Below are 16,455 nucleotides of genomic sequence, written 5' to 3'. Positions count from 1 at the left end.
ACTGCGTGTCGTACCGCTCGACCGAGAGGAACGACATGACCGCGTGCACCGTCACCGAACCCGAGACCACGCCTCCGACCACCCCGCGCCACCCCGTTCTGGATCAGCTCGGCGGGCCCGCGGGCATGGTCTACACGACCGTCCCGGTGGTCGTCTTCACCGTGGCGAACGCCGTTGTCCCGCTGACCGCCTCGATCACCGTCGCGCTCGCCGCGGCGCTGCTGATCGGGGTGGTCCGGCGGGTGCGCGGGGAAACCTACGCCGCCGCGTTCGCCGGAGTCACCGGAGTGGCAGCGGCCTCGGCGGTCACCGCCTGGACCGGCTCGGGCCGGGACTTCTTCCTGATCGGCATCGCCGCCAGCCTGGCCGGAGCCGTCACCGCCGCCTGCACGCTGCTGATCCGCCGCCCCCTCACCGGAATGCTCTGGAACCTGCTGCACGGCAAAAAATTCCGCTGGCGCGACGACCGCGCGGTGCTGCGCGGCCACGACCTCGCCACCGCGACGCTGCTGCTGCTCTTCGGCTCCCGCTTCCTGGTCCAGTACCGGCTGTACGAGGACGAGGCCACCGGCTGGCTGGCCTTCGCCCGGATCACCATGGGCATCCCGCTGCTCGCGCTCGCCCTGGTCGTGGTCTTCTGGGCATTCCGCCGCTCCACCCGGCGGCTGATCGGACGACCCGTCTGACACCGCCCGGACTCACACCTCGCGGACGCTGGTAGCGTGGACGCTTCCGCCGTCCGGCGCGACGAGAGGATGACGAGTTCGTGGAAGCCGCATCGGCGCCGTGGTCCGAGCCGGGGCTGCCCCGGCGCCGGATCGAGGGGCTGCCGGTCCCGTGGATCACCCCCGTCTGGTGGGGCGCCGCCGACTGGAAGTGCGTCGACACCGACCGCCTGCGGCGCTGCCAGGCCGAATGGCTGTGCCAGGTCTGCGGCGACCCGCTGCCGGAGCGCGCCTGGGTGATCGTCGAGGCCGGCGACTGGGTGCTCGGCGACGCGGCACTGCACGAGACCTGCCTGCGCATCGCCCGCCGCTGGTGCCCGCACCTGGACGGCCTCGGCTGCCCGCGCGTCGAGGTCGACCGGGCGGGCATTCTCGCAGGCGGTCGGCGGCTCAGCGAGATCACCGAGTACGGCGACGAGGAACTCCGCTGGACCCTGGACCCGCACCGCGGGGAGTGAGCGGAGCCGCTCAGAGCCCGCCCAGCCGGGTCAGCACCTCGAAGGCGGCGTCGTCGGCCCGCCAGAGCGCGTCGATCTCGGCGCGCGCCGCGGGCGCGGTCGCCGGGTCCTGCAGCGCGAGGCCGTTGGCGAAGATCAGGACATTGGCGCCCGCGTCCGCGGCGCGCAGCAGGGCACCGCTGCCCACGCCCGCGCCGACCACCCGATCCAGCCCCTCCCCGACGAAGTAGAAGCGCCAGAGCGGGCCGAGGTCGCCGCCGTAGACGTCGCGGGTGCCGTCCACGATGAGCGAGCCGTGCCTGGCGATGGTGTCCACGATCAGGAAGTGGTCGCCCGCGTTCGCCTCGGTCGCGCCGGTGGCCGCGACGGCGTACGCGAGATCGACCGCGAGGTGCGCGTTGTACCCCGCCATGGCGACCCTGGCGGCGGAGAGCTCGCACTGCCCGGTGAGCGCGAAGTAGTGCGCCCACTGCGGTTCGACGGCCCCGCCGGTGAGCTCGGCGTGCAGGTTGTCCAGGAAGCGGGAGAGCAGGTCGAGGCTGATCCGGTGCGCCCAGTCCGGGTCCGCGAAGGAAGCGGGGTCGCGCTGCAGCGGCATGACCGCCTGCTGCTCGACGGCGTCCAGCCCGAGCGCGAAGACGCCGCGCCGATCCCCGTGCCGCACCAGCGTTCCGGTGATCCGGTGGTGCCGGTCGACCGCCGCCTCCAACCGCTCCATCGGCGATCCGGCCAGCGTCGCGGTGTCCGACCAGGCCACCAGGTCGGCGTGCTCGGCCGCGCTCGGCGCCGTGCCGCACACCGCCTCCGGCGCGGCCGCCGCCGAGGGCGCGGCGACGATCGTGGTGCAGAGCGCGGACAGGACGAGCAGGAGCATTCGGCCGATCATGGCCTCGACGCTACCGGCTCATTTGATCTCGATCCGACCGAGCGCCGGGTCGGCGAACGCGGCGCGCGCCTGTTCCCACTCCGGATTCCCGGGATGGAGGGCGCTGCGCAGGAAGGCGGTGCTGAGGGTCTGGACGGCGCGCACCCGGGCCGGGTCGGCGTCGGTGGTCTCGGCGGCGTCGTAGCCGGGGATCCCGCCCAGCGAGTGCTCGGCGCCGGGCAGGGTGAGCAGGGCGCGGGCGCCGGGGCTCAGGTGGTAGGGGTCGGTGAGCCAGTCCGGGCCGCGGGTGGTGAGCGAGCTGGAGTCGGCATCGCCCGCGACCACGAGGACGGGCGCGGTCAGGTGGGAGAAGTCCGGGTTGAGCCACGGGAACCTGGCTGCCGCAGCGGGATTTAGGTCGGCGCCGCCGCGGCCCGCGGTGGCGAGCAGGACACCGGCCCTGACCCGCTCATCGGCGAGGTCGGCGCCGTCGCCGGTGGCGGGGTCGAGGACGCGGAGGCCGAGCAGCACACCGGCGGTCTGGCCGCCGAAGGAGTGGCCGGCGGCGGCGATGCGCTCGGGGTCGAGCCGACCGGGGAGGCCGGGCACGGCGGCGGCGACCGCCTCCAGGTTGTCGAGGACGCGCAGCATGTCCTCGACCCGGTAGCGCCAGAGCAGCGGGTCGTCCGGGATCGGGCCGAGGGTGCGGGAGTCGCGGAAGGTGGGTTGCAGCACCACGAAACCGGCCGCGGCCCAGTGGTCGGCGAGCGGCCCGTAGGCCCGCCCGGACGACCCGAACCCGTGCGCGAACAGGATGATCGGCAGTTCCGCCCCGCGCACCGGCGCCGACACCCGGACCCGCAGGTCGGCGCCGCGCCCCGGCGCGGGCAGCGGCACCGGGTCCACCGACACCACCGGCGCCGTCTCCACACTCACCATCGTGACCCCTCTCGGCTACAATTCCTAGAACGACTGTACAAGTAATCCGAGCGGGAGGCAGCATGGCCGGGCGGCCGATCGACCACCGGCGGCGCGCGGAGCTGCTCGACGCGGCGGTGGACCACGCCGCCGAGCGGGGCTTCGCCGAGCTCTCGCTGCGCCCGATGGCCGCCGCGCTCGGCGTCTCCCCCACCACCCTGGTGCACCACTTCGGCAGCAGGGAGCAGCTGCTCGCCGCCATCCTCGGGCGGCTGCGCGAGCGCGTCGCCCCGGCGCCGGGCGCGTACCCGGATCTCGCCGCGGCCGCCCGCGCGGTCTGGGAGCACAGCGCGGATCCGGCGCGGCACCGCGTCTTTCGGCTCTTCTTCGCGGTCTACGGCAGCGCGGTGCAGGCCCCGGCGGCCAATGCCGAGTTCCTGGCGCAGGCGGGCGCCGAGCTCACGGCCGCGTTCTGCGCGGCACAGGGCCCCGACATCGATCCCGAGGTGGCGGCCCGGCGCGCGACGCTGGTGATCGCGACGCTGCGCGGCCTGCTGCTCGACCTGCTCGGCGGCGGCGATCCGGCCCGAATCCACGCCGCCGCCGCGGATTTCCTGGCCGGGTTGTGAGCGCTACGATCCGCCGGTGGCGATAACCAAGGAAGAGCTCAGCGGTTACATCGAGCGGGACCTCGATGCCGACCTGGAACGCTGGTTCGGCGACCGGCCGCGCGCCGTGATCGACCCGGCGGAGGTGCGGCCGGTCGAGCCGTTCCTGGCCCGGCTCGCGCCCGCCGACGCCGCCGCGCTGGCCGGCTACGACCGCAGGGTGCGGGCGGGCACGCTGCCGGACATCCTGGACATCGCCGATTGGTCCTACGGCTTCGGCTTCGCGGCCAACGACTGCGGGCTGCTGGACAGCGACTACCGCACCGAGGTGGCCGACGACGACGTCTACACCGTCGGGGCGGACGGCGGCGGCAACCTGTACACGGTGCTCCGCAGCGGGCAGGTGGCGGTCTGGTTCCACGAGGAGGAGGTGCTGGAGGGCGGCACCCGCTTCGACGACCTGGACACCTTCGTCTGGTCGCTGGTGCGCTACCACGCGGTGCGCGCGGGCGTGCTGGGCCCGGCCACGGTCACCGCCGACTTCCTGGCGCTCGGCCAGGACGGCGCGGTCGCGCCGGAGGTCGGGCTGCTGGCCACCATGCACCCGCGGCAGGGCGCCGGGTCGCACTGACGCTCGCACCCGCGATGGACTAGCGTCCAGTCGAATGTCCGGGAACCGAGCCGAGGGAGCAGCGATGACGGTCGAGAGCACGAAGCGGGGCCGGATCACCGTCATCACGCTGCGCCGCGAGGCGAAGCGCAATGCCATCGACGCGAGCATCACCGCGGGAATCGACGCCGCGCTCAACGAGTTCGAGGACGATCCCGAGCAGTGGTGCGCCGTCCTGACCGGCGGCCCGCGCTTCTTCTCGGCAGGCGCCGACCTGGCAGCGGGCCCCGGTGAGCCAACCCCGCGCGGCGGCATCGCCGGGATCATCACCAGGGAGCGGACCAAACCGCTGATCGCCGCGGTCGAGGGCTTCGCGCTCGGCGGCGGGCTGGAGCTGGTGCTCTGCTGCGACCTGGTGGTCGCCGCCACCGACGCCAGGTTCGGGCTGCCGGAGCCGAAGCGCGGGCTCATGCCGGACTTCGGCGGCGCCTTCCGCATCACCAGGGCGCTGCCGCCCGCCGTTGCCCGCGAACTCCTGCTCACCGGCGACGACATCGACGCCGCCAGGGCCGAGCGCCTCGGCTTCGTGAACCGGCTCACCGAACCGGGCGCCGCCCTGACCGGCGCACTGGAGCTGGCCGAGCGGGTCTGCGCCAACGCGCCGCTCGCCGTGCGCGGCGCCCTCCGCATCGCGAACACCGCCGTGCACGGCGACGAGTCCGCGCTCTGGGAGCTCTCGCACGGCACGCACGCCGAGCTGCTGCGCTCGGCCGACCTGGGCGAGGGGCTCGGCGCCTTCTTCGAGAAGCGCACCCCGCGCTGGACCGGCCGGTGACTACCGGCGCGGCCGGGTGAAGAAGCGGGCCGCGTCGGCGACGGTCTCCTCGATCGGCCGCGGGGCCCAGCCGAGTTCGCGCACGGCCTTGCCGTGGTCGAGCGGGGTCATGGTGTGCATGAGCCGCATGCTGACCCTGGTCACCCGCACGTCCCTCCGGGTGACCAGGGCCGTGACCTCGCCGAGCAGCCCCGCCACCGGGAGCACCGCGCGCGGGATGCCGTAGCGGGCGGGCGGGGCGCCGGTGGTGCGCGCGGCGAGGTCGTGCAGGTCGCGGGTAGCGCGCCACCCGGCCGAGACGATGTAGCGCTCCCCCGGCCTGCCGCGCTCCGCCGCCAGGACCAGCGCCGCGGCGGCGTCCCGGATATCGACCACCTCGGCGCCCGCCCCGCGCACGTACAGCGGCAACTTCCCGCGCGCCGCCATGGCGACGAAGGCCCCGTGCGGGGTGGGCAGGTAGTCGCCGGGGCCGTACGTATTGGCGACGCACATCGCCACCGCGGGCAGCCCGCGCTCGCGCGCGTACCCGAGCACCAGCTCCTCGGCCAGCACCCGGGAGCGGACGTAGTCCCCACCCCGGCGCAGCCAGTTGTGCGGCCCGGAGTCCTCGTCGACGGGCGCGCCCTCGACGGGCAGCGTGGCGACCGTCGAGGTGAAGACGAAGCGCCGCAGCCCGGCCGCGGCCGCGACCTCGAGCACCGTGCGCAGCGATTCGACATTGGTCCGGTACAGCGGCGCCGGGTCGCGCAGCCAGGGACGGGCGTCCACCACGCAGTGGTAGACGTCGGCACAGCCCGCCATCGCCGCGCGCACCGACTCCGGGTCGTCGAGGTCGCCGTGCACGATCTCGGCATCGACGCCCGCCAGCGCCCGCAGTGAACTCGTCGGCCGCACCACCGCCCGGACCCGCTCGCCGCGCGCGGCCAGCGCCCGGGTGACCTGCGCACCGAGGAAACCGCTCGCGCCGAAGACGACGCTGGTACCGCTCATGCCCCCGAAACTAGATGACTGTCCAGACAGGAGTCAACAATCAGCGGAAGAGCCGCGGCACCGCCGCCTCCAGCTGGTCGGCGACCTCCGGGTAGGGCGCACCGCCGATCCCGGCGCGCATGATGCCGCCGGTGTAGAGCAGCTCCAGCAGGAACACGGTCTGCGCGTCGCCGTCGGGGCCGACGGCGGCGGCGATCAGCCGGTGGATGTGTTTGCCGATTTCGGTGCGCAGCAGCTCGACGTCGGGGTCGGAGCTGTGCAGTGCGGCGGAGACGGCGTGCCCGAAGGCGGGTTCGTCGGCGGCCACCAGGGCGAGGTAGCGCAGCACCCCGACCACTCGGACCAGCACGTCCGGCGAGTCCGCGCCCTCGGGGGTGCCCGCGGTGAGCCGCCGCCAGTACACCTCGGCAATGAGGTGCTCGCGGGAGGAGAAGTAGGTGTACGCGGTCGCCCGCGCCACCCCGGCCGCGGCGGCCACCATGGGCAGCGTCAGCTCCGGGTACCGCACGGTGCGCAGCGTCGCGATGGCGGCGCTCGCCAGCCGCTGCACCGTCTCGGCCCGCTTGCCGGTGAGGCGGCGGCGGGCCGATTCGGCCGGAGCGGGGTCGGACACGATCCCGAACGCTACTACAGCGCCCACCGCCGCCGTCCGCACCGCGCGACCCGGCGCATGGACATCAGTATGGACAACTGTCCACACAATCTCGGAACTTGTTCTATTTTGGGGTTCCCGCCGCGACCGAAGGGTGCGAATGATGGCCGAACCGGAGTCCCCAGCGATCATCGACGTGGTCCGCGCGATCGAGCGCGAACTCACCGCGCCCGGCGCACCCTTCGAGATCACCGAGGTCGAGATCGCCGGGCACCCGGTGCGGACCTACCGGCACGGCGCGCGCGACCTCGCCGAGATCCTCACCGGGATCGAGCACCGGTTCGCCGGGAACACCCTGACCGTCGGCGCCGAGACCCACACCTACGCCGAGGTCTTCGACCGCGCGCGGAGACTGGCCGGGCTGCTGCACCGGCGGCACGGGATCGGCGCGGGCGACCGGGTCGGCATCGCCATGGCGAACCAGCCGTCCTACCTGGTCGCGCTCTTCGCCGTCGCCCGGCTCGGCGCCGTCGCGGTGCTCTACAACAGCAGGGGAAGCACCGCCGAGCTGGCGGCCGCGCTCGACGACGTGCCGAGCCCGGTGATCATCGCGGACCCGGCCAGGATGACGCTGCTGCGCGGCATCGCCCTCGGCACCGCCCTGCTCGGCACCGCCGAGCTCGACGCGCTCCTCGCCGACGCCGCCGACGGGCCAGAGCACCCGGTGCGGCCGGAGGCCGAGTGCCTGATCCTGTTCACCTCGGGCACCTCCGGCCGGGCCAAGGGCGTGCGGCTCACGCACCGCAATATCACCCACGTGGTGCTGAACATGCGCTACGTGACCGAGTGCAACCTGCGGATCGCCGCGCACCGCTATGGGATCCCGCTCGAGGAGCTGCGCGGCCTGGTGCCGCCGGTCTCGACGCTGCTGATCTTTCCGCTGTTCCACGTCTCCGGGCTGGCCGGGCTCTTCTCGGCGCTCGGGACCGGCGGCGCGGTCGCCACCATGACCCGGTGGGATCCCGAGGTCGCGGCCGGGCTGATCCACGACCACCGGCTCACCATGATGTCCGGCCCGCCCATGACCGTGGACGAACTGCTCAGGGTCGACGGCGTGCGGGAGAAGCTCGGCTCGCTGGTGAACCTGACCCCGGGCGGCCAGGCCACCCCGCCCAACCTCACCGCCCGGATCGCCGCCACCCTGCCCGTCGCGCAGCGCAGCGCGGGCTGGGGCATGACCGAGACCGCGGGCAGCGTCTGCACCGCGGGCGGCGCCCTGCTCGGCGAGTTCCCGGAGACGGCGGGCCCGATGAGCCCGACCATGCAGGTCAGGGTGGTCGACGCGGACGGCGCCGAGGTGCCGGTCGGGACGGTGGGCGAGCTGGAGCTGCGCGGCGGGCTGGTGATGGCCGGGTACGTCGGCGCCGAGCCGCAGCACGGCTGGTTGCGCACCGGCGACCTCGGCTACCTGGACGAGCACGGCCTGGTGTACCTGGTGGACCGGAGCAAGGACATCGTCATCTCGGCCGGGGAGAACATCGCCTGCACCGAGGTGGAGGCCGCGCTCATGGCGGGCGACGCCTTCACCGAGGTCGCCGCCTTCGGCGTCCCGGACGAGCGGCGCGGCGAGCGGGTGGTCGTCGCGGTCACCCTGGAGCCGGGGGTCGAGCTCGACGCCGAGCAGGTGCGCGAGCTGGCCCGGCGCACGCTGCCGGAGTACAAGGTCCCGTCCGAGGTGCTCTTCGACCAGAGCCCGCTGCCGCGCAACGCCACCGGCAAGCTGCTCAAGCGCGAGCTCCGGCGGCGCTACGCGGCGCGCTGATCAGAGCCGGAAGCGGCCCGCGAAGCTGCGCAGCGGCAGGTCGGCGCTGGTGATGATGCCGGGCCCGGCCGCGACGACCGAGCGGATGGCGTTCAGCGCGGGCAGCCCGGTGACGGTCATGCCGATCTTGGCGAAGGAGGCCGGGTCGGCGAGGTCGACGCCGGGCTTCGGGAAGATCATGTGCTTGCTGTAGACGCTCGGGTCGCCGGTGACCTGGGTGATGTAGCAGCCCTTGATATCCCAGGACGGGTCGGTGTGCGGGGTCATCTGCCACTCCAGGTGCGACTCCACCCGCGGCACCCCGTCCACCAGCCCCTGGTACTTGATGTAGCTGCCGCCCAGCGACCCCTTCGGCAACCTGTACCAGCCCAGGTCGACGTCCTTGGTGCAGGCGCCGAGCTGGTAGGAGAAGGTGACCTCGTCGAGCTCGAGGTCGAAGGCGTCGGCCATGAGGTAGACGGAGTCGGCGAAGACCGCGGTGTACTTGTAGAGCGAGTCCGGGATGGACGGGTCGTCGGCGGGCAGGCCGTAGCCGACCGCCTTCCAGGTGTCGACCGAGTGGTGGCAGGAGACGTCGACCGATTCGGTGACGGTCACGTTCTCGATCTCGGCGACGTCGGCGCTGTGCACGATGCCGAGGATCTGACACAGCCCCGGGTTCATGCCGGTGCCGTAGAAGGTGGCGCCGCCGCGCTCGCAGGCGGCCTGGATGACCTCGCTGACCTTCCGCCCGGACGGATGCGGGTGATTCCGGTCGCGGTGGAAGCCGGTGATCCAGTCCGCGGTGGTCACCACGTCGATCCCGGCCTCCAGCACCCGAACGTAGAGCTCCTCGTCCGGGAAGACGCCGTGGAAGGTGAGCACGTCGGGCCGCGCGGCGATGATCTCCTCGACCGTGCCGGTGGCGACCACCCCGATCGGGCCGATGCCGACGATCTCGCCCGCGTCCCGGCCGACCTTCTCCGGCGAGTAGCAGTGCAGCCCGACCAGTTCCAGGTCGGGGTGCTCGCGGATGCGCCCGATCAGCTCGGAGCCGAGATTGCCGGTGGCGACCTGGAAGACCCTGACCTTGTCGGTGGTGCTCATGGCGTGCCTTTCGAAAGGGAGGTGGCGGGGTAGAACTGCTGCGCCCACGCGCGCAGCGCGGTGAAGCCGGAGTACTCCTTGCGCGAGAGCGCGGGCGGGTCGGAGTAGCGCTGGTGCGCCCAGATGTGCACGTCGGCGGCGAACTGCTCGATCACGTAGTCGGCCATGGTCTTTCCGTAGCGGCCGAGTTCGGGGCGGTCGTCCCCGGGTTTGCGCCCGATCCACACGGTGAAGCGCACGTCCGAGGTGGAATCGTCGACCGGGGTGACCGCGGGCATGGTGCGGTTGTCCACCATCCCCCAGCTCTTGGTGATCGAGCAGCCGAGCCCGGCGTTGATGGACTCGACCCCGCTGTTCGCCTCGCCCGCGCGCGCGTCGGGGTCGAAGTCGATGGTGAAGTCGACGTAGGAGACCGGGCCGGAGAAGTCGTGCCTGGTGAATTCGGGGACGAACGGCGTCTTGTGCACGAACTTGAAGTGCGCGAAATCGACGCCGTTCTCCATGATGTACTGCGGGTGCAGCTCCAGCCCCTGCCGGAACAGGGTGGCGCCGGGCACCGGCGGGTAGTAGTCGGCGGCGGTCTTCCCGTCGCCGAACGCGGTGAAGATGTCCGGGACCTCGAAGTACGGTGCGCGGCCGTCGACGTCGTACCAGATCCAGACGGCCTCGTTGCGCTCCACCGTCGGGTAGCTGCGGATTCGGCGGCCCCGGTTCGGGTGGCTCTCGTAGGGGATGCAGACATTGCGCCCCTCGCGGCTCCACTCCCAGCCGTGGAACGGGCAGACCAGGTTCTCGCCCTCGACGTGGCCGCCGTACCCGAGGTGTGCGCCGAGGTGCTCGCAGTAGGCGTCGAAGACCGCGACCCGCCCGGCAGCCGAGCGCCAGGCCACCAGCTCGCGGCCGAAGTACTTCATGGTGTGCACCGCGCCGACCGTGATTTCCGAGCACCAGGCCACCTGGAACCAGCCCGTCGGCTCCATCGACAGGGGTGGCTTCGCCATCTCGATCCTCCGCGTGCTCGGTGACGCTTCGATCGTAGAGGCTTCTGTGAAAAACGGGTACCGGTTGGGCGGGGTTCAGAGCTGCTCGGTCAGCAGCTGCCGGAATCGGCTGCCGTGGAAGATGAGCGGCTCCGCGCCGTCCTCGGTGGCGATCCGCTCGATCCGGACCAGCGCGACCTCGTGGTCACCCGCGGGCACCACGGTCTCCAGCACGCCCTCGATCCACGCCGCCGACCCCTCGACGAAGACCGCGCCCGCCTCGCCGCGGCGCACGCCGACCCCCGCGAAGCGGTCGCCCGCGCGGGTGCCGAGGGTGCGGGCCGCCTCGCGCTGCCCGGTGCCGAGCAGGCTGAGCCCGAGCTTGCCGGAGCGGCGCAGCACCGGCCAGGTGGCCGAGCCGAGCTGGACGCAGAAGGAGACCAGCGGCGGGTCCAGCGACACCGGGACGAAGCTGCTCACCGCCAATCCCACCGGGACACCGTCGATCTCGGCGCAGACCGCGACCACGCCGCTGGGGAAGGCCCCGAAGGCGCGACGCAATCCGTCGGCATCGGCCGGGGCACGGAACTGCTGCTGCATGGTCTGAATGTAACATCTGATATATCAGAAGCCAAGGGGCCCCTACCGGACGCCCGGTCTGCTCCGCTCCGACGGCACACGCGATAATCGGTTCGTTCGTCTCGCGAAGGAAGGGCAGGGCAGTGCCGGAGAGCCTCCACGAAGCGGTGCCGCCGCGCACGCCGGTGATCGTCGGTGTCGGCCAGGCGTCGGAGCGGATCGGCACCGACGGGTACCGCGCGCTCTCCGCCGCCGACCTGGCCGCCGACGCGGTGCGCGCGGCGCTCACCGAGGCGGGCGTGCCCGCGGCGAGCATCGACACCGTCGCCGCCGTGCGCGCCTTCGACGTGGCCAGCCCGTACGCGGTGCCCGCGCTCGGCGCCCCGGACAACGTGCCGCGCGCCGTCGCCGCCAGGGTCGGCGCCGACCCGGCCCGCGCCATCCTCGGCCCGACCGGCGGGCAGAGCCCGCAGCAGCTGCTCACCGAGCTGTGCCGGGACCTCGCGGCGGGCCGCGGCGAGACCGCGCTGGTCTTCGGCGCGGAGACCATCTCCACCGTGCGGCACCTGGCCGGGCTCCCCCGCGACCAGCACCCCGACTACACCGAGCGGCACGCGGGCAGCCTGGAGGACCGCGGCTACCGCCTCACCGGCCTCACCCCGGCCTACGCCGCCCAGCACGGGTTCGTGGAGCCGACGCTGGTCTACTCGGCCATGGAGAACGCCAGGCGCAGCAGGCTCGGCGCCTCCCGCGCGGCGTACGCCCGCGCCGTCGGCGAGCTCTTCGCCCCCTTCACCGCGGTGGCCGCGGGCAACCCGCACGCGGCCGCCCCGGTCGAGCGCGGCGCCGCCGAGCTGACCGCGGTGGACGCGCGCAACCGCGCGATCACCGATGTCTACACCCGCTTCGTGGTGGCGCGGGACCAGGTGAACCAGGCGGCGGCGGTGCTGGTCACCACCGCTGAGCACGCGGACCGGCTCGGCATCCCGGCGGAGCAGCGGGTCTACCTGCACGGCTGGGCGGACCTCACCGAGCGCGGGCTGCTGGAGCGCCCCGCGCTCGACCGCAGCCCGGCGGCGGTGGCCGCGGTGCGGCACGCTCTCGACCTGGCCGGGATCGGCCTGGACGACGTCGCCGTGCTCGACCTGTACAGCTGCTTCCCGATCGCGGTCTTCAACCTCTGCGACGGGCTCGGGCTCGACCCCGCCGACCCGCGCGGGCTCACCGTCACCGGCGGGCTCCCGTTCTTCGGCGGCGCGGGCAACAACTACAGCGCGCACGCCATCGCCGAGATCGTCACCCGGCTGCGCCGCACCCCCGGCGGGTACGGGCTGGTCGCGGCGAACGGCGGCGTGCTCAGCAAGCACTCGGTCGGCGTCTACTCCACCACGCCCGCCCCCTTCCCGGACGCCTCCATGGCGGGCCCGCAGGCCGAGCTGGACGCCGTGCCCGCGGTGCCGGTGGTGCACCGCGCCGACGGCTGGGGCACCGTCGAATCCTGGACGGCGAGCTACGGCCGGGACGGCACCCCGAGCGGCATCGTGATCGGCAGGCTCGATGACGGCCGCCGCTTCCTCGCCACCACCGCCGACGCCGCGAGCACGGCCCTGCTCACCGATGCCGAGCAGCCCGCGGGGCACCGGGTGTACGTGCGCTCCACGGACGCGGGCAACCGCGTCACCGTGACCCGCCCGGAGCCGAAACCGGCCGCGCCGCCGCGCGATACGCCACACCTCACGGTGACCACAGCCGGACGGGTGCTGGAGATCGTGCTCGACCGCCCGAACCTCGACGCCGAGGTGCTGCGCGACCTCGACCACGTCCTCGCCGGGTACCAGCGCGACCCCGAGCTGTGGGCCGCCGTCGTCACCGGCGGCGACGACTTCTCCCTCGGGGTGGACCCCGCCGCCGCGGGCTCGCCGCTGGTCCTGCTGCTGCAGTCGCGCCGGGTGTGGAACGGCCGCCCGGACGCGCACGGCGCCAAGCCGGTCGTTGCCGCCGTCTCCGGACGCGCCGACGGCGCCGGGCTCGCGCTCGCGCTCGGCTGCGACCTGGTGGTCGCCGACGAGGCGGCGAGCTTCGCGGTGCCCGACCCCGCGGTGGGGCTGCCGCCCGCGCTCGGCCTGCTGGAGGCGCTGCCACGGCTCGCGGGCCCGGCGCTGGCCCGCGACCTGATCCTCACCGGCAGGCGCCTGACCGCGCCGGAGGCGCTGGCCGCGGGGTTGATCGCGCGCACCGCCCCGCACGGCAAGGCGCTCGACGTGGCCCGCGAGGTGGCCGCCGACATCGTCGCCCGCTCCCCCCTCGCGCTGCGCGCCGCGCTGACCTTCCTGCGCGCGGCCGAGGCGGAGCCGGGCGGCACCGACCGGCACGCCGCCGCGCTCGCCGACGTGGTTCTCGCCGCCCCCGACCCGACCGAGGGTTTCGCGGCGTACCGCCAAGGGCGACAGCCGAACTGGCGGCTCGAATGAGCCCCGACACTCCGGCGGGACCGGAATCGGACGGGAACGCCGATCGACGGTCTACGGTTCGGATCGACTCCGGAATGAAAGGAAGCAATCACGTGGCGGAGGTTTCCACCAGCCCGGCGGACCGGCTCGGGTTCGGGGCGGGCCAGGTCGTCCTGGAGATCGGGTACGACGAGGACGTCGACGACGACCTGCGCCAGGCGCTCGAGACCAGAATCGGCTCCGAGCTGGTCGACGAGGACTACGAGGACGTCGCCGACGGCGTCGTGCTCTGGTACCGCGACGACGACGGCGACCTCACCGACATCCTGGTCGACGCCATCGGCTTCCTGGCGGGCGGCGGCACGCTGTGGCTGCTCACCCCCAAGACCGGGCGGGACGGCTACGTCGAGCCCAGCGACATCGCCGACGCCGCGCGCACCGCGGGGCTGTCGCAGACCAGCTCGGCCACGGTCGCGCCGGACTGGTCCGGGGCCAAGCTGGTCGCCCCGAAGCGCTAGGACGCCTCGATCGGCTGCTGCTGCGGGTCGGCGCCGCCGAGGTGCTCCGCGAGGTGCGCGGTCAGTTCGGCGGCATCGGCGTCCGAGCCCGCGATGTAGGTGGAGCGCCTGCGCCGCAGCACCGGCAGCCCGGTGACGTAGAGCCCGGGCCAGTCCACCACGCCGCCGTGGTGCCGCAGCCGCCCGCGCGGGTCGAAGGCGGGCACCTCCAGCCAGGAGTGGTCCGGCTTGATGCCGGTCGCCCACACCACCGAGCGGATCTCGCCGCGGGTCAGGTCGAGCAGCAGCGGCGCGTCCGGCACCCGGGTCGGCTCCGGCCGCTCGCCGGTGCCGCCCGCGTGCGCGTCGATGCTGTCCAGCAGGCGGTTCAGCTTCAGGTCGGCCAGCGTCACCACATTGCGCAGCGAGCCGGAGAACTGTGCCTTCCCGTCCCGGATCCCGGCCAGCTTGCCGACCAGCCGGATGCCCTGCTCCTGCAGCGCGTTGAAGTCGACCGTGCAGCCGCCGCCGACCAGCTGGAACGAGGCCAGGTTGCGGGCGCGCACCAGGTCGTCGATCCGGTCGAAGCGCTCGTCCAGCAGCCCGATCTCCTCCAGCCACCAGAGGATGTCGCGGTCCCGGTAGCGCCGCGGCACCCGGACGTGCTCGCCGGTGGCGAGCGTGACCGGGCGCCCGGAGCGGTGGATCTCCGCGGCGATCTGCACGCCGCTCGCCGCGCCGCCGACCACGAGCACGCCGCCCTCGGGCAGCTGCTCGGGATTCCGGTAGTCGAGCGCGGCGAGGGATTCGATGCCGTCCGGCAGCGCGGCGGCGAGCGCGGGCAGCGGCGAGACGGTCGCGCCCGCGGCGAGCACGACGCTGCGCGCCGACCAGTCACCCCGGTCGGTGGCGACGGTGAAGCCGGCGTCGGTGGCGCGCACCGCGGTCACCGTGGTCTCGGTGCGCACGGGGGCGGCCGAGTCCGCGGCGTAGCCGGTGACGAAATCCGCCACCTCGGCGGCGCTCAGGTAGCCGTCGGGGTCGTCGCCGTCGTAGGCGTGGCCGGGCAGCCGGGTCATCCAGTTGGGCGTGAGCAGACGCAGCGAATCCCAGCGCTGGGTGCGCCAGGAGTGCGCCACCCGGCCGCGCTCGAGGACCACGTGGTCGATCGAGCGGGCGGCCAGGTGGCGGCTGATCGCCAGGCCGTTGTGGCCTGCCCCGACCACGACGGTGGTCGTCGCGGGCATCAGGACGCGTTGACCTTGACCTCGACATTGGTCGGGTTGGTCAGCGCGTCGTAGACCGCGGAGCGCTTCTGCGACTGCGCGACCAGCGCCTGGATGTCGGCGGGCGAGGCGTCGGCGTCGATGGTGTAGTCGACGGTGATGTTGGAGAAGCCGTTGCGCACCTCGGGGTCGGCGCCGAGGATGCCGTGCAGGTCGAAGTCGGCGCGCACGGTGGCGACCACCGAGTTCAGCTTGATCTGGCGCTGCTGCGCGACCGAGGCGATGCCCGCGGTCAGGCAGGAGCCCAGCGCCACCAGCACGTACTCGGCCGGGGTGATGCCGTTGTCCTCGGCCGCGAACTGCGGCGGGTGGTCGGCGTCGAAGGTGAACTTCTTGGTGTGCGCCTGCTCGCCGCCGAGGCCGTAGAAGGTCTCCACCTCGGTCTGGCTGTGCGTGCCGCGCACCCAGCTCACCGTCGAGCGCCACTCGAACTTGGCGATCTCCGGGCTGTCGGCCAGCGCGGCGCGCGCGCCGAGCAGGTGCTCGACGTTGACGCCGTTGTCGACAGCGGGGGCGGTTCCGGTCATGGGCGATACCTCCTGAATCGTGCGGACTAGCGGACGGTCTTGCGGGCGGTGATCTGGCCGGTGTCGAAGCCGAGCAGGTGCAGCCCGCCGTGGAAGCGGGCGTGCTCGATCTTCAGGCAGCGGTCCATCACGACGGTCAGGCCGCGGGATTCGGCGTCGCGGGCGGCGGCCTCGTTCCAGATGCCGAGCTGCACCCAGAGCACCGGCGCCGGGGTCAGCGCGGCGACCTCGTCGACCACCGACGGGATGTCGCTCGCCTTGCGGAAGACGCAGACCACGTCCGGGGTCTCCGGCAGGTCGGCGAGCGAGCCGTGGATCTCGTGGCCGAGCACGCTGCGCCCGGCCGCGTTGGGGTTGATGAAGAACACCGTGTAGTCGGTGGACTGCACCAGGTAGGTGCCGACGAAGTAACTCGCCCGCGCCGGGTTCGTGGAGAACCCGACCACCGCGATGGACTTCGCCCGGCGCAGGATCTTCAGCCGCTCCTTGGCCGAGGGCCCCAGCCACGTGCGCTCACTGTGCAGCTGCTTGGCTCGCGGCGAGTCCGCGGGCAGCGAGAGCGTCAGCCCGTTCACGGTATGGGTCTCGACGACATCGCTCATGCCGTCTCCACTCGGCACGAGCGAG

Annotated in this window: 18 protein-coding genes; 8 read left to right on the top strand and 10 right to left on the bottom strand. The window is 73.3% G+C overall.

The annotated features are described in order from the left end of the window. Nucleotides 1-35 precede the first annotated feature (35 nt). The gene (locus ACFUUZ_RS03655; protein WP_378692176.1) at nucleotides 36-686 is read left to right on the top strand and encodes a DUF3159 domain-containing protein; all 651 of its coding nucleotides are present in this window, start codon (nucleotides 36-38) and stop codon (nucleotides 684-686) included. Nucleotides 687-766: 80 nt separating this feature from the next. After that, nucleotides 767-1,183 (top strand): hypothetical protein, encoded by a 417-nt coding sequence (locus ACFUUZ_RS03650; RefSeq protein WP_378692174.1) that lies wholly within the window; start codon nucleotides 767-769, stop codon nucleotides 1,181-1,183. A 10-nt stretch (nucleotides 1,184-1,193) separates the two neighbouring features. Here the strand turns inward: ACFUUZ_RS03650 and ACFUUZ_RS03645 are convergent, their stop codons facing one another. Then, nucleotides 1,194-2,069 (bottom strand): DUF5995 family protein, encoded by an 876-nt coding sequence (locus tag ACFUUZ_RS03645; RefSeq protein ID WP_378692173.1) that lies wholly within the window; start codon nucleotides 2,067-2,069, stop codon nucleotides 1,194-1,196. Between the two features lie 18 nt (nucleotides 2,070-2,087). Further along, the gene (locus ACFUUZ_RS03640) at nucleotides 2,088-2,987 is read right to left on the bottom strand and encodes an alpha/beta hydrolase family protein (protein WP_378692171.1); all 900 of its coding nucleotides are present in this window, start codon (nucleotides 2,985-2,987) and stop codon (nucleotides 2,088-2,090) included. Nucleotides 2,988-3,049: 62 nt separating this feature from the next. Here ACFUUZ_RS03640 and ACFUUZ_RS03635 point away from each other — a divergent pair, with 62 nt between their 5' ends. The 3 genes from ACFUUZ_RS03635 to ACFUUZ_RS03625 all read left to right on the top strand — a co-directional run bounded on the left by ACFUUZ_RS03635 (nucleotide 3,050) and on the right by ACFUUZ_RS03625 (nucleotide 5,019). Continuing rightward, a complete protein-coding gene (locus tag ACFUUZ_RS03635; RefSeq protein ID WP_378692169.1) occupies nucleotides 3,050-3,595 on the top strand; it encodes a TetR/AcrR family transcriptional regulator in 546 nt (181 codons plus the stop codon). A 16-nt stretch (nucleotides 3,596-3,611) separates the two neighbouring features. Beyond that, entirely contained in the window at nucleotides 3,612-4,205 is a 594-nt protein-coding gene (locus ACFUUZ_RS03630) for a hypothetical protein (RefSeq protein ID WP_378692167.1), read from the top strand. 64 nt (nucleotides 4,206-4,269) lie between these two features. Next, nucleotides 4,270-5,019, top strand: coding sequence for an enoyl-CoA hydratase-related protein (locus ACFUUZ_RS03625; protein WP_378692165.1), 750 nt, complete (start codon nucleotides 4,270-4,272; stop codon nucleotides 5,017-5,019). On the opposite strand, the gene ACFUUZ_RS03620 is transcribed toward ACFUUZ_RS03625, so the two are convergent. Both ACFUUZ_RS03620 and ACFUUZ_RS03615 read right to left on the bottom strand, forming a co-directional pair. Continuing rightward, nucleotides 5,020-6,009, bottom strand: a complete 990-nt coding sequence (locus tag ACFUUZ_RS03620; protein WP_378692163.1) for an NAD-dependent epimerase/dehydratase family protein — start codon at nucleotides 6,007-6,009, stop codon at nucleotides 5,020-5,022. It lies immediately after the preceding gene. A gap of 40 nt (nucleotides 6,010-6,049) precedes the next feature. After that, complete coding sequence (locus ACFUUZ_RS03615) at nucleotides 6,050-6,622, bottom strand: TetR family transcriptional regulator (RefSeq protein ID WP_378692161.1); 573 nt, start codon at nucleotides 6,620-6,622, stop codon at nucleotides 6,050-6,052. Nucleotides 6,623-6,764: 142 nt separating this feature from the next. Between ACFUUZ_RS03615 and ACFUUZ_RS03610 the strand changes: the two genes are divergently transcribed. Then, on the top strand, nucleotides 6,765-8,423 hold the full coding sequence (locus ACFUUZ_RS03610; RefSeq protein ID WP_378692159.1) for a class I adenylate-forming enzyme family protein: 1,659 nt from the start codon (nucleotides 6,765-6,767) through the stop codon (nucleotides 8,421-8,423). Here ACFUUZ_RS03610 and ACFUUZ_RS03605 read toward each other — a convergent pair whose 3' ends face one another. The 3 genes from ACFUUZ_RS03605 to ACFUUZ_RS03595 all read right to left on the bottom strand — a co-directional run bounded on the left by ACFUUZ_RS03605 (nucleotide 8,424) and on the right by ACFUUZ_RS03595 (nucleotide 11,089). Continuing rightward, nucleotides 8,424-9,509: a dihydrodipicolinate reductase gene (locus ACFUUZ_RS03605; protein ID WP_378692157.1), complete on the bottom strand. Its 1,086-nt coding sequence runs from the start codon at nucleotides 9,507-9,509 to the stop codon at nucleotides 8,424-8,426. Beyond that, nucleotides 9,506-10,510 carry a Rieske 2Fe-2S domain-containing protein gene (locus tag ACFUUZ_RS03600; protein WP_378692155.1) on the bottom strand — a complete coding sequence of 335 codons (1,005 nt, stop codon included), beginning with the start codon at nucleotides 10,508-10,510 and terminating at the stop codon, nucleotides 9,506-9,508. The genes ACFUUZ_RS03605 and ACFUUZ_RS03600 overlap by 4 nt, the downstream gene beginning before the upstream one ends. 75 nt (nucleotides 10,511-10,585) lie before the next feature. Beyond that, on the bottom strand, nucleotides 10,586-11,089 hold the full coding sequence (locus tag ACFUUZ_RS03595) for a flavin reductase family protein (protein WP_378692154.1): 504 nt from the start codon (nucleotides 11,087-11,089) through the stop codon (nucleotides 10,586-10,588). Nucleotides 11,090-11,211: 122 nt separating this feature from the next. On the opposite strand from ACFUUZ_RS03595, the gene ACFUUZ_RS03590 reads away from it, so the two are divergent. Together ACFUUZ_RS03590 and ACFUUZ_RS03585 are read left to right on the top strand one after the other, a co-directional pair. Further along, nucleotides 11,212-13,539, top strand: a complete 2,328-nt coding sequence (locus ACFUUZ_RS03590; RefSeq protein WP_378692152.1) for an enoyl-CoA hydratase-related protein — start codon at nucleotides 11,212-11,214, stop codon at nucleotides 13,537-13,539. 92 nt (nucleotides 13,540-13,631) lie between these two features. Next, the gene (locus ACFUUZ_RS03585) at nucleotides 13,632-14,036 is read left to right on the top strand and encodes a DUF3052 domain-containing protein (RefSeq protein ID WP_378692150.1); all 405 of its coding nucleotides are present in this window, start codon (nucleotides 13,632-13,634) and stop codon (nucleotides 14,034-14,036) included. On the opposite strand, the gene ACFUUZ_RS03580 is transcribed toward ACFUUZ_RS03585, so the two are convergent. From ACFUUZ_RS03580 to ACFUUZ_RS03570, 3 genes are read right to left on the bottom strand one after another with little or no spacing between them, the layout of a single operon-like run. Continuing rightward, nucleotides 14,033-15,262, bottom strand: coding sequence for an NAD(P)-binding domain-containing protein (locus tag ACFUUZ_RS03580; protein ID WP_378692148.1), 1,230 nt, complete (start codon nucleotides 15,260-15,262; stop codon nucleotides 14,033-14,035). The two genes, ACFUUZ_RS03585 and ACFUUZ_RS03580, sit on opposite strands and share 4 nt — an antisense overlap. Beyond that, nucleotides 15,262-15,828, bottom strand: coding sequence for an OsmC family protein (locus ACFUUZ_RS03575; protein WP_378650677.1), 567 nt, complete (start codon nucleotides 15,826-15,828; stop codon nucleotides 15,262-15,264). Before ACFUUZ_RS03575 ends, ACFUUZ_RS03580 begins: the two co-directional genes overlap by 1 nt. 26 nt (nucleotides 15,829-15,854) lie before the next feature. Then, nucleotides 15,855-16,430 carry a CoA-binding protein gene (locus tag ACFUUZ_RS03570; RefSeq protein WP_378692146.1) on the bottom strand — a complete coding sequence of 192 codons (576 nt, stop codon included), beginning with the start codon at nucleotides 16,428-16,430 and terminating at the stop codon, nucleotides 15,855-15,857. Nucleotides 16,431-16,455 lie beyond the last annotated feature (25 nt).

It is taken from the genome of Nocardia sp. NPDC057353, assembly GCF_042667085.1.
Taxonomy (GTDB): Bacteria; Actinomycetota; Actinomycetes; order Mycobacteriales; family Mycobacteriaceae; genus Nocardia.
Note: the sequence above shows the minus strand (reverse complement) of the source record. Positions and strands in the feature narration are given on the sequence as shown.

What these genes read in the sequence shown, in the direction of transcription:
- ACFUUZ_RS03605 (WP_378692157.1), bottom strand. Translation starts at nt 9,509, where the DNA reads ATGAGCACCACCGACAAGGTCAGGGTCTTCCAGGTCGCCACCGGCAAT.
- ACFUUZ_RS03640 (WP_378692171.1), bottom strand. Translation starts at nt 2,987, where the DNA reads ATGGTGAGTGTGGAGACGGCGCCGGTGGTGTCGGTGGACCCGGTGCCG.
- ACFUUZ_RS03635 (WP_378692169.1), top strand. Translation starts at nt 3,050, where the DNA reads ATGGCCGGGCGGCCGATCGACCACCGGCGGCGCGCGGAGCTGCTCGAC.
- ACFUUZ_RS03575 (WP_378650677.1), bottom strand. Translation starts at nt 15,828, where the DNA reads ATGACCGGAACCGCCCCCGCTGTCGACAACGGCGTCAACGTCGAGCAC.
- ACFUUZ_RS03600 (WP_378692155.1), bottom strand. Translation starts at nt 10,510, where the DNA reads ATGGCGAAGCCACCCCTGTCGATGGAGCCGACGGGCTGGTTCCAGGTG.
- ACFUUZ_RS03620 (WP_378692163.1), bottom strand. Translation starts at nt 6,009, where the DNA reads ATGAGCGGTACCAGCGTCGTCTTCGGCGCGAGCGGTTTCCTCGGTGCG.
- ACFUUZ_RS03645 (WP_378692173.1), bottom strand. Translation starts at nt 2,069, where the DNA reads ATGATCGGCCGAATGCTCCTGCTCGTCCTGTCCGCGCTCTGCACCACG.
- ACFUUZ_RS03625 (WP_378692165.1), top strand. Translation starts at nt 4,270, where the DNA reads ATGACGGTCGAGAGCACGAAGCGGGGCCGGATCACCGTCATCACGCTG.
- ACFUUZ_RS03655 (WP_378692176.1), top strand. Translation starts at nt 36, where the DNA reads ATGACCGCGTGCACCGTCACCGAACCCGAGACCACGCCTCCGACCACC.
- ACFUUZ_RS03595 (WP_378692154.1), bottom strand. Translation starts at nt 11,089, where the DNA reads ATGCAGCAGCAGTTCCGTGCCCCGGCCGATGCCGACGGATTGCGTCGC.
- ACFUUZ_RS03570 (WP_378692146.1), bottom strand. Translation starts at nt 16,430, where the DNA reads ATGAGCGATGTCGTCGAGACCCATACCGTGAACGGGCTGACGCTCTCG.
- ACFUUZ_RS03580 (WP_378692148.1), bottom strand. Translation starts at nt 15,262, where the DNA reads ATGCCCGCGACGACCACCGTCGTGGTCGGGGCAGGCCACAACGGCCTG.
- ACFUUZ_RS03610 (WP_378692159.1), top strand. Translation starts at nt 6,765, where the DNA reads ATGGCCGAACCGGAGTCCCCAGCGATCATCGACGTGGTCCGCGCGATC.